This window comes from Bacillus sp. FSL K6-6540 (genome assembly GCF_038007545.1).
The window spans coordinates 6,809,603-6,827,221 of sequence record NZ_JBBOXH010000001.1 but is presented as its reverse complement, the minus strand read 5'-3'; the positions used below and the strand labels follow the sequence as shown (position 1 = coordinate 6,827,221).

Genomic DNA, 17,619 nt, shown 5'->3' with positions numbered 1-17,619 from the left:
ACCGGTCATTGCCGGTTTTGTCAGAGTTTTAGCAAATATTAATAAAGAAAGGACATGATCAGCGGTGCGGTTCCGAGGGTGAAGAGCGCGGCGACGATCATCGAAATGCTGGATATGGTTCCCGAGAGGGAACTGAATTCGAATGCTTTGGAGGTGCCGGTTCCGTGGGCGCTGGTCCCAAACAGAACCCCTCTCGCGATATCGCCCCGGATCCGGAAGATCCGCATGACGGCGGGTCCGATCATGGACCCGAGAATCCCGGTCATAATGACGAAGACGGCGGTCATGTTCGGCACGCCCCCGATCACCTCGGATACGTTCATGGCGATAGGCGTCGTAATGGAGCGCGGCACCAGGCTGGTAGCCAGAGAGCTGTTCAGGTGCATCCATTTTGCGAGAAACGCGGAAGATAACATGGCCAGCACCGATCCCGTCAGCACGCTGAGCATAATCTCGGCTGCGTGTTTCTTCAGGGTTTGGAAGTTCTTGTACAGCGGCACGGCAAAAGCGATCGTGGCCGGTCCGAGCAGCTTGCTGATCCACTGCGCACCTTCATTGTATGATTCATAGGATACGCCCGTTTGTGTCAATATCACAACAATCAGCACCGGCGTGATCAGGAGCGGCGATAAATAAACCTTCGGCAGGCGGCGATACAGCCTTTTGGCTCCCCCGTAAATCCCGATCGTTAACAGCAGGCCGAGGATGACGGTCAGCAGGATGTTCATGGCGTTTTACGCCCCTTTCTGGATGAGATGAAGCCGGCCGTCAGCCCAGAGCTTACCATCACGATGACGGTACTGAACAAAACGACGGCCAGAATCTGGAGCCCTTCGGCTTCCAGCATCGGGAAATATTTCATGATCCCGACCGCGGCGGGTATAAAGAACAGCAGCAGTTCGGCGAGAAGCCAATTGGCGCCAAGCTCGATCCACTCCAGACGGAGGATCTTGGTTTCGAGAAGGATAAACACAACCACGATTCCGAGAATGCTGCCCGGAATTCCGATATTCAGCCAGGCGGCCAGTTGATCCATCCCTAAGGAAAGAAGCATGAATCCGGCCACTTGAAGCGTTCCTTTCAACATGTTGACCATGACCGGCCTCCTTATTTTCATTGGTATTGAAATTTTACAACGATAATTTTCATAGGTAAAATGCATATATCGAATGATAAGTATTCCATTTATCTATACATAGCCAAAAATGAAGGGAGCATCGGGAATGGACATACGGCACCTGGAGTATTTTCTTGAGGTAGCGAGGAACCAGAGCTTCACCAAGGCCGCAGAGAAGCTGTACATTACGCAGCCGACGATCAGCAAAACGATTCGCAACATGGAGGACGAGTGGGGCGTTACCTTGTTCTATCGTCAGGGCAAACGGATTGAGCTGACCGACGCCGGCCAAATCATGTACCAGCAGGCCCAGCAGATGGTGGAATCCTTCCAGCGGGTATCGGCCGAGCTGGAAGATCTCATGAACCTGAAGCGCGGCCATCTGCGCATCGGGCTTCCGCCCATGGTGGGCTCAAGCTTTTTTCCCGAAGTAATCGGGCAGTTCCACCGGGAATATCCGAAGATTACCATTCAGCTGATCGAGGACGGCGCCAAGAAGGTGGAGGCGGACGTGGAGAGCGGCCAGACGGACATCGGCGTCGCCGTGCTGCCTGTCAATGAAGACGTATTCCACTATTATTCCTTCGTGAAAGAGAAGCTGAATCTGCTACTCCATCCATCCCATCGGTTGGCCGGAAGGGAGCATGTACACCTGAGTGAGCTTGCTGACGAGGCGTTTGTGTTGTTTCGGGAAGACTTTACGCTCCATGACCGGATTATCCGCGAATGCGTCAGCGCCGGCTTCGAGCCGCGGGTGGTCTATGAAAGCTCGCAGTGGGATCTCATCAGCGGCATGGTTGCCGCCAATCTGGGGATCGCGCTGCTTCCCGAAACGATATGCAAAGAGATCGATTCTTCGCGGGTGACGATATTGCCGCTGGACAATCCATCGATCCCGTGGCAGCTCGGGATGATCTGGAGGAAAGACCGCTACCTGTCCTTTGCCGTCAGGGAATGGATCAGCTTTACGCGTTCCCTGCTGGGCGAGCATGATTAAGTTTGTTATAAAATGAAGGGCATTTCATACATTTTCACGCCTTGGACATAATATCCATAGTAATAGAACCAATTTACAAGCCTTATATCCAAGGAGGAATGACAGTCGTGAGTGGCCAAGAGCATGATGGTAATAATGGAACGAACCAGGGACGGGAAGACTTTGCGCAGAACCGCGGCGAGACGGAGCGGGAGGATACGCTGACCAACCGGCAGGGACATCCTATTTCGGATAATCAGAATGTGAGAACGGTCGGGAATCGGGGGCCGATGACCCTGGAGAACTATCATTTTTTGGAGAAAATCACGCATTTTGACCGGGAGCGCATTCCGGAGCGCGTCGTGCATGCACGGGGTGCGGGAGCGCACGGTTACTTCGAAGCGTACGGGAAGGTGGGCGATGAGCCCGTTTCGAAGTATACCCGGGCCAAGCTGTTCCAGGTTGAAGGCAAGCGCACGCCGGTGTTTGTCCGGTTCTCAACCGTAATCCACGGTTCCGGCTCGCCTGAAACGCTTCGGGATCCGCGCGGGTTTGCCGTGAAATTCTACACCGAGGAAGGCAACTGGGATCTGGTCGGCAACAACCTGAAAATATTCTTTATCCGCGATCCGCTCAAATTTCCGGATATGGTCCACGCGTTCAAGCCGGATCCGGTATCCAATGTTCCGGGTCCTGTCGGCATGTTCGATTTCGTTTCCCGTTCCCCCGAAGCGACGCATATGATTACGTTTGTCTTTTCCCCTTGGGGCATCCCGGCCAACTACCGCCAAATGCAGGGCTCCGGTGTGAATACATACAAATGGGTCAATGCAGAAGGCACCGGCGTGCTGGTCAAATATCATTGGGAGCCGCTGAAACAGGGCATTAAGAATCTCACGCAGGAAGAGGCGAACAAGATTCAGGGCATGAATGACAGCCATGCGACGCAGGACCTGTACGAAGCCATTGAACGCGGGGATTTCCCGGAGTGGGAGCTGTGCGTGCAGATTATGAGCGACGACGAGCATCCCGAGCTGGAATTCGATCCGCTGGATCCGACGAAGCTGTGGCCGGAGGATCAATTCCCATTCCTTAAGGTAGGCAAAATGGTGCTGAACAAAAATCCGGAGAACTACTACAACGAAGTGGAGCAGGCGGCCTTCGGCACGGGCGTGCTGGTTGACGGGCTTGATTTCTCGGACGACAAGCTGCTGCAGGGGCGTACCTTCTCCTACTCGGATACCCAGCGGCACCGGGTGGGCACGAACTACCTGCAGCTGCCGATCAATGCGCCGAAGAAACGGGTTGCTACCAATCAGCGGGGCGGGCAGATGTCCTTTTTCGTGGATAAGGCGCCTGGCCAAAGCCCGCATGTCGATTACGAGCCGTCCATGACGGATGGGCTGGTGGAAGCATCGCAGACGGCGAAGCCGCATCAGCCGCATTACGATGCCAACCTCGTGCGGCAGAAGCTGGATCGCACGCTGGATTTCAAGCAGGCCGGGGATACGTACAGAGCGTTTGAGGATTGGGAGCGAAACGACCTGATCAACAACCTCGTGGGTGCGCTGATCCAATGCGATATACGGATTCAAGACAAGATGGTGGAATATTTCACGAATGCGGACGAGGACTATGGGCGCCGCGTGCGGGAAGGACTCGAGCAGGCAAGGAAGGGCTCGAACGAGACCGTCCGGGAGCAGGCCGTAGAGGATGCAAACCGTATGGGCCACGAGGCAGACCCTTATTGATGCTTTGCCGGCCTTAGAGACGCCGTCCCGCAAACGCGGACAGCACGGAATGGCGAAGCCGCCTGCACAAGAATGACGTGCAGGCGGCTTTCCCTTATAAGGTTGTAAAATATTTGCGGAATGTTAAGATGTTGCAAGGAAACCAAGCGATACATATCGAATCATCATAGAACCATGGGAAGAGGAGGCTTGCGTTATGGCAATACAAGCGGGAATCATCGGCTACGGCCTGTCCGGGTCGGTGTTTCATGCACCTATCCTTAGAAGCGTGCCGGATTACAGGGTGCACACGGTTGTATCATCGGATCCGGACAAGGTCCACCAGGATATGCCCGATACGGCCGTTGTCGACAGCGTGGATGAGCTCTTGTCCATTCCGGATATCGATGTTGTCATCATTACGAGTCCGAATGCAACGCATTATGAATATACCCGGTTAGCTATCGAGGCCGGAAAGCATGTGGTCGTCGAGAAGCCGTTTACCGTAACATCCGCCGAAGCGGACGAGCTGATTGATCTGGCCAAGCAGAAGGGCGTGCTGTTGACGGTGTACCACAACCGCCGCTGGGACAATGATTTTCTGACCGTCCGCAATCTGCTGGAGACGGGAGCCTTAGGCAAGCTTTCCATTTATCAGTCGCAGTTCAGCCGCTACCGTCCGGAAGTTCAGTCGGAGCGGTGGAGGGAGCAAGCGATTGCCGGATCCGGGATCTTGTATGACTTAGGTTCGCATTTGATTGATCAGGCGCTGTTCCTGTTCGGCCTGCCGGAGACGCTCTGGGCGGACTTGAGAACGGAGCGCAAAGGGTCCAAAGCCCATGATTATTTTCATTTGGTGCTGGGTTATAAGACGTTTCGCGTCATTCTGCATTCCGGTTCGCTGGTACGGCAGGCAGGGCCGAAATTCGAGCTGCATGGCGATAAGGGAAGCTTCCTGAAATATGGAATGGATCCGCAGGAAGGCCAGCTGAAGCAGGGCATGCATCCCGGAGACGCGGGCTGGGGCGAAGACCAGCCGGACCAATACGGGGAGTTAGCTACCGAGCTGAGCGGGTTGGCGGTGCAAGGGGAGATTGAGACGCTGCCGGGACGCTATCAAGCTTTTTACCAGGGATTGGCCGAAGCAATCCATAAAGGCGGTTCGCTGCCTGTCCAGCCTGAAGAAGCCCGCAATGTCATTCGGATGATCGAATATGCGCTGCAGAGCCATCAGAAGGGCCGGTTGATCAAGATCACATAAACATGCCGCCGCATCCGAAAAGAGGACTGTCCTGGATTGACACATAGTTTTCTCCGATTTGTGGGATATTAGGTGATACCACCCTTGGTACGTCTTTCATCAGGGGAGTCGATCCATATCACAACAATGAAGGAGAGAGAACGGATATGAAGAAACGTGGTATCCTTCGGCCGGCCCTTATGCTTCTTGTGAGCTTGGCGGTGATGCTGTCCATCTCCGGAGCAGCTTTGGCAGGCGGAAGCGGTCCGTTTCACTTTGGATTTAAGAAAAGCGTCAACGGCCAGCTGCCCTCGATCAATGAGGAGGGCTTCAAGGAGCTTCTGCAAAAATACGATGCCGTCTTCATGGGCGATGCCGAGCAGAAGGAGCTTTATCTTACGTTTGATAACGGGTATGAGAACGGGTATACCTCCCGTATTCTGGATACGCTTAAAGAAAAGAAGGTGCCTGCCACCTTTTTCGTGACCGGACATTATGTGAAGACACAGGAAGATCTGCTGAAACGGATGACGGCGGAAGGCCATATTATCGGGAACCATTCCTGGAATCATCCGGACGTGACCACAATCTCGGCAGAGAAGCTGACCGAGGAGCTGGAACGGGTGAAGAAGGAGGTTATGCGCATCACCGGCCAGCCGGACATGAAATATTTGCGCACGCCCCGCGGCATTTTCGATGAGCGGTCCCTGGCGACCAGCAAGCAGCTGGGGTACACCAATGTCTTCTGGTCGCTCGCGTATATGGATTGGGACGTGAAGTCCCAGCGCGGCGCGCAGTATGCTTACGATAAAGTGACCGCGCAGCTCCACCCCGGCGCCGTAATCCTGCTGCACTCCATCTCCAAGGACAACACGGAGGCGCTGGGACGGATCATTGACGAAGCAAGGAACCGGGGCTACGAGTTCAAGAGCCTCGATCAGATGCAAAAGAAATCCCCGTAAGCATATGCCGCATATGCTTACAGCGTGCAGACGCCATCCTGCCAGGAGGCCGTCTGCACGCTTTTTTTGTTATCGAATGCTCGCGGATGCTTCGCATTCCGGAACGAATGTTTGGTATAATACCCTTCATATAGAACATGAACGAAGGAGACCATCATGCCTCATACTATCCAAATATCCGTCAGGCCGCTGGTGGAATATGTCTTTCGCAGCGGCAGCATTACCTCCGGTTTTCGCACGGCGACGTCCCTGACCGAGGGGACCCGTGCACATCAACAGGTACAGCGCGACTATGGCGAGAACGATCAGAAGGAAGTTCAGCTTGAAGCGGAGATTCCTTACGAGGATCTGCTGTTTGTGGTGGAAGGTCGCTGCGACGGCCTGATTCAAGAGGACGAGCGGATCATGATCGACGAGATCAAGTCGACCTCCGGCGATTTGGGCGAGATTACGGAGCATACGTACCCGGTTCATTGGGCTCAGGCCAAAATGTATGCCTATATGTATGCGAAGTTGCATGAAATTCCGGCGATGGCCGTGAGACTGACCTACTTCCAGGTCCCGAGCGGAGAGCGGAAGCAGTTCGTGCAGGAATGGAGCTTCGCTCAGCTGGAATCCTTTGTGCTCGAGGTTGTGGCGGCCTACGCGCCTTACGCCAACCTGCTGCGGGAGCATGGCGAGCGGAGGGACCGGAGCATCCGCGAACTGAAGTTTCCTTTTCCCGCCTACCGCGAGGGACAGCGGAAGCTGGCCGGAGCCGTGTATAAAAGCATCGGGGAAGGACGAAGATTGTTTGCCAAAGCCCCTACGGGCATCGGCAAAACCATATCCACGCTGTTTCCTTCGGTCAAAGCGATCGGCGAGGGCCTGTTATCCCGGATTTTTTACCTGACGGCCAAGACGATTACCCGAACCACCGCGGAGGAAGCCATGGCGCGCATGGAGCGTCAAGGGCTCTGCATGCATACGGTTACGCTGACGGCGAAGGACAAGATCTGTTTCAGCGAAGCGGAAGGCTGCAGCCAGATGGGCTGCGCGTTCTCGGAGGGCTACTATGACCGGATTAATGACGCCATACTGGATTTGCTCTCGAATGAAACGTTGATCACGAGGCCCGTCGTTGAAGAGTATGCCCGCAAGCATACGGTATGCCCGTTTGAATTCTCGCTGGATGCCGCGTACGCCGCCGATGCCGTCATCTGCGATTACAACTACGTGTTCGACCCGCGCGTCTCCTTCAAGCGGATGCCGGAGGACGTGAAGAAGCGCAGCGTGCTGCTCATTGACGAGGCGCACAACCTGGTCGACCGGGCGCGGGGGATGTTCTCGGCCGAGCTGAATAAGTCCGCGTTCCTGGAGCTGCAAAGGGCGTACAAAGAGAGCAATCCCGGGCTTTACAACACGGCGAAGCGGGTGAATAACCGCTTTAAGGTGCTGCGCAAGGTCAGCGAGGAGGAAGAGCGGATCGTCGGGTCCCAGCAGCCGGAGATGATGGTCGAGCTGCTGGAGGATTTCTCGCTCCAGGCAGAGGCCGAACTGATGACCGGCAAGAGCGGGGATGAGGCCGATGCGCTTTTGGAATGTTATTTTGCCGTGCAGGGGTATCTGCGCATCTCCAAGCTGTATGACGACCGCTTTGTCACGTATGCGGAGATGAGCGGGAGCGAGGTGTTTCTCAAGCTGTTTTGCCTGGACCCCTCTTATTTGCTCCAGCAGGCGGGTAAAAACTACCGCTCTAGCGTATTTTTCTCGGCAACACTCATGCCGCTCGGATATTACCGCGACATGCTCGGAGCCGAGGAAGAGGATTACAGCCTCTCGATTCCCTCGCCCTTCTCTTCCGAGCAATTGGATGTTCGGATTATGCCGTTATCGACGAGATTCAAGGATCGGGAGCGCAATAGCGAGGCCATCGTTCGGATGCTGAGTGCACTGGTTCAGGAAAAACCGGCAAATACCTTGATCTTCCTGCCGTCCTATCCCTACATGCAGGATATTCATGAGGCGTTTGCCAGAATGAACCCGGAAGCCCGTACCTTGCTCCAGGGGCATGGAATGAGCGAGGAGGAGCGGGAGGCGTTCCTGAATGCATTCCAGGCGGATGCTGAAGATCCGCTGATCGGCTTTGCCGTGATGGGCGGTATTTTCTCCGAAGGCATCGATTTGAAGGGAGAACGGCTTTCGAGCGTCGTGGTCATCGGCGTAGGATTGCCGCAGCTTTCCTTCGAGAATGATATCATCAAGGATTATTTTGATCGTACCGGCAAGAGGGGATACGATTACGCCTACGTGTACCCCGGTATGAACAAAGTGCTGCAGGCCGGAGGGCGCTTGATCCGATCCGAGCAGGACAGCGGGACGCTGACGCTCGTCGATGACCGCTTTCTGAATCGACAGTACGGAATGCTGCTGCCGGAGGAGTGGAGGCATTACAGGCGCATCTAATTTTTTCATGGGATGTTGACACCTGGAAATACGACCCCTATAATACGGATATATTAATTAAGCTGAAGGAGGCTGATGTCAAATGGTTATGATGCATAGTGGATGGGTCGCATTGACGTTGGTCTCTTTGGACGGGAAATTCTAATGGTAACCGGGGTGTAAGGCATTGGGTTTAACATGTCTTCATCTCCGTACCTAAGAACCCGCAGGAGACCGTGCTTGGTATCCTGCGGGTTTTTTGTGTCTATGCAAGGCTCCGGTATGATCTTTGGCGGTTTGGCCGCCGAGGATCGATGCCTTCTTCCTGCATAGTTTCAAATCAGCCGCGGATACAAATCTGCGGTTTTTTTTGTGTTTGATCATGTGTTAACAACCAATCCAACAACGATAAGGGGATATCACGAATTTGACGAAACAAGACATGACAACGTTGCAAGCCTATGGATGGAATGAACATTGGCGTTTGATGGCCGCTCAGATCCCGAAGCAGGACAAGGCGCTGGTTCCGGCCCGCATTACGGCCCAATTCTCGAAGCAGTACCGCATTATCACCCAAGAGGGTGAGCAGACGGCCATTGTCACAGGCAAGTATGAATACGAAGCGGGCAGCAAAAGCGACTTTCCCGCAGTCGGCGATTGGGTCATGGTGGAGCCGCTGCAGGGCGAAGCCCGTGCCGTCATTCATCATCTGCTGCCCCGCCAATCCGCCGTCACGCGCAGGGAGGCAGGAAGCGTGCCGGATGAGCAGATCATTGCGGCCAACATGGATACCGTGTTTATCATTAACGCGCTCAACAAGGATTTTAATGTTCGCCGGATTGAACGCTATCTGATTGCGGTCTGGGAGAGCGGAGCCGCACCGGTCGTGCTGCTCACCAAGGTGGACCTATGCGAATCGCCGGAAGCGTACGTCGCGGAGGTAGAGGCGGTTGCTCCGGGCGTGCCGGTCCATGCGGTAAGCTCTTTGATGGATCTAGGGAAGGAGCAGCTTGGGGAGTATCTGGTGCAAGGGAAAACGGTGGCCATAACGGGTACCTCCGGTGCCGGCAAATCGACGCTGCTGAACTGGCTGTCCGGCCAGGAAATGCAGCGGGTTCAAGGGATACGCGAAGAGGACGCAAGAGGACGGCACACCACGACGCACCGGGAGCTTTTCGTGCTGCCGGGAGGCGCGATCATGGTGGATACACCGGGCATGCGGGAGCTGCAGCTGTGGGATTCGGAAGAAGGCTTCGAGGCGACCTTCGCGGATATTTCCGCGCTGGCGCAGCAGTGCCGGTTCCATGATTGCCGTCATGAAACGGAGGCCGGCTGTGCGGTCCGGGAAGCGCTGCAGGACGGAACGCTGGATGCAAAGCGATATGCGAATTACAAGAAGACGGAGCGGGAGCTGGCCCATATCGCCCGCAAAGAGAGGATAAGCACCCGCCGCCAGAACAAGAGCTCGGGCAAGTCGCCGCGCAAGGGCGACCGAGGCCGCAAAGGGGCATATCAGCAGCTGCTGTACGATGATGAATAATGGATGTTAAGGGAAGGCCGGAGTCGATTTGACTTCGGTCATCTTCCGGGTATATAGTTAGGTAACCAAATAAATTGGCAATCTATCTATTTATTCGAGCCGTTGCCGAGAAGAGGTGGACCATGGCAGAGGATCAACATCCAGATTTACATAAAGAAATGAACGGGTACGAGGACCAACATTCGCGGGAAGGACCATGCATGAAGGGCGGCAGGCGGGAGGACAGCGTTGCCGGCAGGCTCTTGTACAGCATACGCATGTTCCACAAGCAGGAGTGGGATCAGCACTTGATTTCAGGGTATACACCAGGTGAGATTCGCGTCCTGATGGGACTTAAACATCATATCGAGCCTGCTGGTCCCGGCATGAAAGTGTCCGAAATCAGCAGCATGATGAATGTTACGTCACCGACGATCACGCAATTCATTAATGCACTGGAGAGCAAGGGGCTGGTGGAGCGGGTGATGGATGCCCAGGATCGGCGAGCGGTCCGCGTGCAGCTGACGGAGGAAGGGAACCGCGTTGTCCAGCAAACCTATCAGAACGTCAAGAACAGCTTTAACGAGCTGGTGGATTTTCTGGGAGAAGAGGACAGCGTCAAACTGACGGAGCTGTTAACGAAGGTATATCATTTTCACGAGCAAAAACGCAAAACGAATGAAACGACTTCAGACAACGAGTAGGGGTGGGGGATTTGTTAAAACTGTTTCACTACATGAAACCGTACCGGACCGCGGTCATTTTTGTCCTGCTGTTCACATTTTTCCAATGTCTGTCTGATCTGTACTTGCCGACCTTGATGGCGGACATCGTGGATTATGGCATCGTTGAGGGAGATGTGCCTTACATTTGGCGTGTGGGCGGCTTTATGCTCCTGGTAGCAGCAGGGGGCATGGTGTGCTCTATTGCCGCGAGTTATTTGGCATCCAAATCCGCTACGGGATTCGGGAAAATTGTTCGGGGACGCGTCTTCTCCCATGTGGAGAACTTCACGCTGCAGGAATTCGATAAGATTGGTACGGCATCCCTGATTACCCGTACAACGAACGATATTACGCAGGTACAGCAGGTCACGATCATGATCCTGCGCATGATGGCGATAGCACCGATGATGTGTATCGGGGGCATTGTGATGGCCGTATCAAGAGACCCGGGACTGACTACGGTGCTTCTGATCGTCCTGCCGATTCTGGCACTGGCTATTTTCCTCATCGCCAAAAAAGGCATACCGCTCTTCAAAGCGATTCAGGTGAAGATCGATACGCTGAGCCGGGTGCTGCGGGAGAATCTGACCGGAATCCGGGTCATCCGTTCCTTTAACCGGATGGACCATGAAACGGTCCGCTTTAACGACGCGAACGAGGACCTGACGGCCACTTCGATCAAAGTCAATAAAATCATGGGGGCGATGATGCCCGTCATGATGCTGGTCATGAACTTTGCCACACTGGCGATTGTCTGGTTCGGAGCCCACCGCATAGACGCCGAACATATGAAGGTCGGCGACCTCATGGCGTTTCTTCAATACGCGATGATGATCATGTTCTCACTGATCATGCTATCCGTCATGTTTGTCATGATTCCGCGTGCACAGGCATCGGCGGTCCGGATCAATGAGGTGTTGAACATGATGCCTGAGATCCACGATCCGAAACAGCCGCGCGCTGCGAGCGTGCAGCAGGGATCGATCGAATTTCAGGATGTGACCTTCTATTACCCTGGCGCGGAGGAGCCCGCCATATCCGATATCTCCTTCCATGCCGGGCCGGGTGAAGTTACGGCGATCATCGGCGGAACCGGCTCGGGCAAATCCACCCTGATCAGCCTGATCCCGCGTTTCTATGACGTGACGTCGGGACGGATTCTCGTCAATGGGACCGATATCCGCGACATGATGCAGGAGGATCTGCGGAACCGGATCGGATTCGTGCCGCAGAAGGCGCTGCTCTTCACTGGAACCATCGCGGAGAATATCCGCTACGGCAAAGAGGATGCAACGGACGAGGAGATCCGGCATGCAGCGAAGGTTGCCCAGGCCGCCGACTTTATCTCCTCCATGGAAGGCGGTTACGATGCCGAGATTTCGCAGGGCGGCAGCAACGTATCCGGCGGCCAGAAGCAGCGGCTCTCGATTGCAAGGGCACTGGTTCGCAGACCCGAGATTTATGTGTTTGACGACAGCTTCTCGGCGCTGGATTTCAAGACGGACGCCAATCTTCGCGCAGCGCTTCGCGAGGAAACGACGGACGCCACCGTTCTGATCGTCGCTCAGCGGGTCAGCACTGTCATGGACGCCGATCGGATTATCGTGCTGGACGAGGGACGCATTGCCGGCATCGGCACGCATGAGGAGCTCATGGCTTCCAGCGATGTGTACCGCGAAATCGTCACCTCGCAGCTGTCAGAGGAGGAGATCGCATGAGTGAGAAGAAACGGGGAGGACATCCCCGGGGACCGGGCGGTCCCTTTGGCGGCGGCCCGCACGGGCCCGGGATGGCAGGGGAGAAAGCCAAGGACTTCAAAGGCACGTTTCGTCGGTTAACGCGATATCTCAAGCCGCATACCGGCAAGCTGCTGATCGTTCTGATCGCAGCTATCCTCAGTACGATATTCAGCATCGTGAGCCCGAAAATATTGGGGGATGCCACCACGATCCTGTTTAAAGGCTTCATGGCCAAGATGCAAGGCGTGCCGGGTGCCGGGATCGATTTTGACGCCATTCGGACGATCATGCTCTGGCTTGCAGGCTTATATCTCTTAAGCTCGCTGTTTGCGTACATCCAGCAGTATGTCATGGCCGGCGTGGCCCAGCGTACCGTCTATGATTTGCGCAAGGACGTGTACAACAAGCTCGGCCGATTGCCGCTGAAATATTTCGACGCCCGCACGCATGGGGAAACGCTGAGCCGGGTGACCAACGATATGGACAATATCAGCGGCACGCTTCAGCAGAGCTTGACCCAGATGATTACTTCCGTGGTGACGCTGGTCGGCGTCATCGTCATGATGCTCACGATCAGCCCGCTGCTGACGTTGGTGGTTATTCTGACCTTGCCGCTTAGCGTGGTGGTCACGATTGTGGTTGCCAAGCGCTCGCAGAAGCATTTTGTGGCTCAGCAGAAGCATTTGGGTGAGCTGAACGGACATGTGGAAGAAATGTACACGGGTCATAAAGTGGTGAAGGCCTTTGGCCGGGAACGACAGTCCATGGAGCAATTTGATGAGGTCAACGACAAACTCTACGATGCCGGTTGGAGAGCCCAGTTTATATCGGGTACCATTATGCCGCTGATGGGTTTTGTCGGAAATATCGGTTATGTGATTGTCAGTGTCGTCGGCGGGGTGTTGGTTACCCGCAGAGCGATTGAGATCGGGGATATTCAGGCATTCATCCAATATTCGCGCCAATTCACGCAGCCGATTACCCAGCTTGCGAATATCGCGAACGTCATTCAATCCACCATCGCTTCGGCAGAGCGCGTATTTGAAGTGCTGGATGAGGAAGAGGAAGTATCAGAGCATACAGCTCCGGCGGCGCTCAAGAAGCCGCTTGGTGACGTGACCTTCGAGAACGTGAGCTTCGGCTATAAAGCGGACCAGCTTCTCATCGAAAATATGAATGTGGACGTGAAGCACGGACAAACGGTTGCGATCGTCGGACCGACCGGTGCAGGGAAGACCACGCTCATCAATCTGCTGATGCGGTTCTATGAGCTGAATCAGGGCAAGATTACGATAGACGGCACGGATATTACGGCTCTTCGGCGCAGTGAGCTGCGCAGCCTGTTCGGGATGGTACTGCAGGATACCTGGCTCTTTAACGGAACGATCCGGGATAATATCGGATACGGGCGGGAAGGCGCCACGGAACAAGAGATCATCCGGGCGGCGGAAGCGGCTCACGCGGATCATTTTATCCGAACGCTGCCGGAAGGCTACGATACCGTTCTGAACGAGGAAGCCTCCAACATTTCGCAAGGGCAGAAGCAGCTTCTGACGATTGCGCGGGCCATTCTCGCCAACCCGTCGATTCTCATCCTTGACGAAGCCACCAGCAGCGTGGATACGCGGACGGAGCTTTATATCCAGAAAGCGATGAATGAGCTGATGAAGGACCGGACCAGCTTTGTCATCGCGCATCGGTTGTCCACGATCCGGGATGCCGACCTGATTCTGGTCATGAACAAGGGCAGCATCATCGAGCAGGGAACACATGAAGAGCTGCTGTCCCAAGGCGGCTTTTACGCAGACCTATACAACAGCCAATTCAGCGAACAGCATGAAGCCGGATAACGAGGCAAGGAAAGCTATGACAAGAAGACCCCTTCGATTGCGAAGCGGGGTCTTCTTTTTGTTGATTAATCGCTTCATAACAAAGGTAATAATAGAAGCAAGCCAATCAGGCACGGATCAGAGGGAGGCGGGAATGATGTATCATCGGGCTTTGTTGGTGTATAACCGCAGTGCGGGTCAGCAGGAGACCCTGCAGCAGCTGGCGGCTGTCATCCCGATACTGGCGGATGGCATCAAGGAGTTGGTATTGATTCAGACCTCGGCACCGGGAGAAGGGGAGGCCGTGTGCAGGGAGCAGGGGGAGGCGTATGAGCTCATCCTGGTTATGGGAGGAGACGGGTCGGTCCATGAGTGCGTGAACGGCATTGCGGCGCTGGAACAACCGCCCCTTATCGGGATTCTGCCCGTGGGGACCTGCAACGACTTTGCCCGCTCCATGAATCTGCCGGTCGAGCTGACATTGGCAGCTCGAGCATTAATGAAGGGACAAGTCCGCGCATTGGATATCGGCATGGCGCATGACAGGGTGTTTACGAATTTCTTTGGCGTCGGGCTCATAACGGCCACTTCCGAGAACATCAACCCGGATCTGAAAGGAGCGCTTGGCAGGCTCAGTTATTTCATCAGCATGCTGCAAACCGTGCGATCGGCCGAGCCGTTCTCCTACAGGATGGAATATGACGGCCATTTCAGTAAAGGAGAAGCGATTATGATTTACATATCGAATGGCCGATACTTGGGGACCCGTCCGCTGCCTTTTACATTCGATTCGTTGACGGACGGTTTGCTGGATGTGCTCATCATTCGCGAAGCCGGATTACCCCTGTTAAAAGAGCTGCTGAGCCGTAAAGTCGAGGGGGAGTGGAAGCCAGCCAACGAGAGCATCTCGTATGTGAGGGCAGCTTCGATCAATCTGATAACGGATGAGCCCATGAAGGCCGACACGGATGGGGAGATATATATGGAGACGCCTGCGGCCGTATCCGTCAAGCCGCGCCGCTTAAGGTTTTTGACAGGCTCGGAGTAAGCCGGCAGGCATATTTGATATTGCAATTTCATATGGTTCTTTTATAATGATGTTTATGTTTATATCTTTAAAGGGAGCCATGATCATTATTGAATAAGTCCGAACTGAACCGAATTACGCAAGAGCTTCTACGTCGGTCGGGCAGCAGTGTCACCGTGGAGATGGAGGCGTATTTTCCAGGGGGCCGGTTAATCGGCGGAAAATATGTGATGCATTCGCACAGCGTGACGATGTATACCGAAGTCATACGCCAGCAGTGCTTGCAGCTGTTTGGCACGCTTGAGCCGTTCCATGCCTATTTTGCGGTGGTATTCGCACATGAGCTGGGCCATTCAATGGACATGACCCTGACAGAGCTGTGCGACCGGATGGATCAAACGGTGGATGAATGGGATCAGAGGCAGCTCGCGCTTCAAATCGAGGAAAATGCTTGGAATAACGCCATGCCTTGGATCCAGGATATCGATCCCAATTTCATACAGGTCATCGTGGATCAGTCGCTTGCGGCATACCGCGAGGAGCTGGCGCCGGAAATCGCTTAGGCTGTCGTGCAAAGAGCATCTTCGCCATATCAAGACACAGGCACCCGTCAGGGTGCCTTTTTGAATGAAAGAATAAATCTTTAGAGACTTGTCGTCCGAATCTTTCAGGGAATACTAATTTCGCAGGTGATGTATAAAAAGAAGTGAAGCCCGGTGGCTTCACTTCTTTTTGGTTTGGGGTCCTCTTAAGGATCGGTGGGCTAAGGATCAGCTCTCCGGGTCCAATTGCTTCAACGGCTCAATAGCCGGTCCTTCCAGCACCTCGCCGTTATGGCGGAAGCGTGATCCGTGGCAAGGGCAATCCCATGAGCGTTCGCCCTCGTTCCATTCCACCTCGCAGCCGAGATGGGTACAGGTGGTATCCACAAGATAGAGGTTTCCTTGATCATCCTTGTAGGCCCCGGCACGCTGCCCGTTATGGCGGACGACGGCGCCTTCGCCTGGCTTCAGCTCGGTAATATCGGCGTGGGCCATTTCGAACTTGCCGGCAACGAAATCCTTCGCAACCATGGCATTTTGCGCGACGAATGTTTTGATGCTCGGGTCTGCCTTGAAACGGGACGGGTTAAAGACGTCGGCATAACGGTTATCTTTCTCCAGTATTTGATCGCAAATGATCTTTGCCGCCAATGTTCCCGTTGTCATCCCCCATTTCCGAAAGCCTGTCGCGACAAAGATCCGGTCCTGATTGGACGTGATTGGCCCGATATAAGGCATGTTGTCCAGCGTGATCAGGTCCTGGGTCGACCAGCGATAAGGAATGGCGGAAGCGCCCAACAGATTTCCTGCAAAAAGCTCCAGGTTCTCGTAATGCTGATGGGTGCAGATGCTCCGACCCGTCGGATGGTTCTCGCCGCCGACGATAACCAACTCCTCGCCGTTATATGTAGCCGACCGCAGGGAACGGGTCGGCTGATCCACGCTCAAGAACATCCCGCCGGGATAAGCGGTTTCGGGTTTGACGGCAACCGCATAGGAACGTTCCACATGCAGCCGCGTGAAGAACAGCCCTTTCCCGTCATAGAACGGAAAATGAGACGCGGATACGGCGTGGTTGCAAGTAATCCGGTGGCCGCCCCGTTTGGTGAGCAGCGTGATCGGTCCGTCGGTTTCGACTTTTTCATCCATGGTCGTATTCTCATAGATTCGTCCACCGAGCTTCAGGAATTGTTCCGTCAGATGCTTAAGATATTGCAGGGGATGGAACTGATATTGCCCCGGCATCTTGATCGCTCCACGGACGGGCATAGGCAGAGGAAGGCTTTCCTGCCATTCTCCCGGGATGCCGAGCTTCTCGTAGGCTTTGATTTCGTCCTCCAGCTTGGAGAGGTATTTGTCATCCGTTTGAGCGTAAATATAAGCATCCTCCAGCTTCAGCCCAAACTTCTCCTCGTCTCCCCCAACAATGTCCCTAATGAATTCAATCGCTTCCCGATTCCCTTCGTAATAGAGCCTTGTCTTCTCATCCCCGAAATGATTCAGGAATTCATGATAAATCAGCCCGTGCTGGGCTGTGACTTTGGCTGTTGTATGGCCGGTGGTCCCGTTTAGGATTTGCCCTGCCTCGATCAGCACGACATCTTTACCTGCCTTGGCCAGCAGATAAGCGGTCGTGATGCCGGTTATGCCGGCCCCGACTACAGCCACATCCGTCTCAATATCTTCGGCCAAGCGGGGAAAGGCAGGCAGATCGGTTGTCGCTACCCACAGCGACTCCGGAAATTGCGGCAGTTCCTGATGCGATGAATTGGATGGGTTCATTCACGAT

14 protein-coding genes are annotated in these 17,619 nt (G+C 54.6%); 11 read left to right on the top strand and 3 right to left on the bottom strand.

Annotated features, from left to right (window positions below; genetic code table 11):
- Window positions 1-38: 38 nt before the first annotated feature.
- Complete coding sequence (locus MHH82_RS30780) at window positions 39-728, bottom strand: CidB/LrgB family autolysis modulator (RefSeq protein WP_009590333.1); 690 nt, start codon at window positions 726-728, stop codon at window positions 39-41.
- Window positions 725-1,096 carry a CidA/LrgA family protein gene (locus MHH82_RS30775; protein ID WP_009590362.1) on the bottom strand — a complete coding sequence of 124 codons (372 nt, stop codon included), beginning with the start codon at window positions 1,094-1,096 and terminating at the stop codon, window positions 725-727. Before MHH82_RS30775 ends, MHH82_RS30780 begins: the two co-directional genes overlap by 4 nt.
- A 127-nt stretch (window positions 1,097-1,223) precedes the next feature.
- On the opposite strand from MHH82_RS30775, the gene cidR reads away from it, so the two are divergent.
- The 11 genes from cidR to MHH82_RS30720 all read left to right on the top strand — a co-directional run bounded on the left by cidR (window position 1,224) and on the right by MHH82_RS30720 (window position 15,851).
- Entirely contained in the window at window positions 1,224-2,114 is an 891-nt protein-coding gene (gene cidR / locus MHH82_RS30770) for a cidABC operon transcriptional activator CidR (protein WP_015737828.1), read from the top strand.
- Window positions 2,115-2,221: 107 nt separating this feature from the next.
- A complete protein-coding gene (locus MHH82_RS30765; RefSeq protein WP_015737827.1) occupies window positions 2,222-3,844 on the top strand; it encodes a catalase in 1,623 nt (540 codons plus the stop codon).
- Between the two features lie 196 nt (window positions 3,845-4,040).
- A complete protein-coding gene (locus MHH82_RS30760) occupies window positions 4,041-5,084 on the top strand; it encodes an oxidoreductase (RefSeq protein WP_340969317.1) in 1,044 nt (347 codons plus the stop codon).
- 146 nt (window positions 5,085-5,230) lie between these two features.
- Complete coding sequence (gene pdaA / locus MHH82_RS30755) at window positions 5,231-6,025, top strand: delta-lactam-biosynthetic de-N-acetylase (protein ID WP_015737825.1); 795 nt, start codon at window positions 5,231-5,233, stop codon at window positions 6,023-6,025.
- A gap of 156 nt (window positions 6,026-6,181) precedes the next feature.
- Window positions 6,182-8,470 carry an ATP-dependent DNA helicase gene (locus tag MHH82_RS30750; RefSeq protein WP_015737823.1) on the top strand — a complete coding sequence of 763 codons (2,289 nt, stop codon included), beginning with the start codon at window positions 6,182-6,184 and terminating at the stop codon, window positions 8,468-8,470.
- Between the two features lie 406 nt (window positions 8,471-8,876).
- Complete coding sequence (gene rsgA / locus MHH82_RS30745) at window positions 8,877-9,989, top strand: ribosome small subunit-dependent GTPase A (protein WP_340969314.1); 1,113 nt, start codon at window positions 8,877-8,879, stop codon at window positions 9,987-9,989.
- Between the two features lie 122 nt (window positions 9,990-10,111).
- Window positions 10,112-10,672, top strand: coding sequence for a MarR family winged helix-turn-helix transcriptional regulator (locus MHH82_RS30740; RefSeq protein ID WP_340969313.1), 561 nt, complete (start codon window positions 10,112-10,114; stop codon window positions 10,670-10,672).
- An 11-nt stretch (window positions 10,673-10,683) separates the two neighbouring features.
- Window positions 10,684-12,411, top strand: coding sequence for an ABC transporter ATP-binding protein (locus MHH82_RS30735; protein WP_036659281.1), 1,728 nt, complete (start codon window positions 10,684-10,686; stop codon window positions 12,409-12,411).
- A complete protein-coding gene (locus tag MHH82_RS30730; protein ID WP_145039380.1) occupies window positions 12,408-14,282 on the top strand; it encodes an ABC transporter ATP-binding protein in 1,875 nt (624 codons plus the stop codon). The genes MHH82_RS30735 and MHH82_RS30730 overlap by 4 nt, the downstream gene beginning before the upstream one ends.
- 133 nt (window positions 14,283-14,415) lie before the next feature.
- Window positions 14,416-15,309, top strand: coding sequence for a diacylglycerol/lipid kinase family protein (locus MHH82_RS30725; protein ID WP_340969310.1), 894 nt, complete (start codon window positions 14,416-14,418; stop codon window positions 15,307-15,309).
- Window positions 15,310-15,398: 89 nt separating this feature from the next.
- A complete protein-coding gene (locus MHH82_RS30720; RefSeq protein WP_015737817.1) occupies window positions 15,399-15,851 on the top strand; it encodes a hypothetical protein in 453 nt (150 codons plus the stop codon).
- 207 nt (window positions 15,852-16,058) lie between these two features.
- On the opposite strand, the gene MHH82_RS30715 is transcribed toward MHH82_RS30720, so the two are convergent.
- The gene (locus MHH82_RS30715; protein WP_145039378.1) at window positions 16,059-17,612 is read right to left on the bottom strand and encodes an FAD-dependent oxidoreductase; all 1,554 of its coding nucleotides are present in this window, start codon (window positions 17,610-17,612) and stop codon (window positions 16,059-16,061) included.
- Window positions 17,613-17,619: the final 7 nt, after the last annotated feature.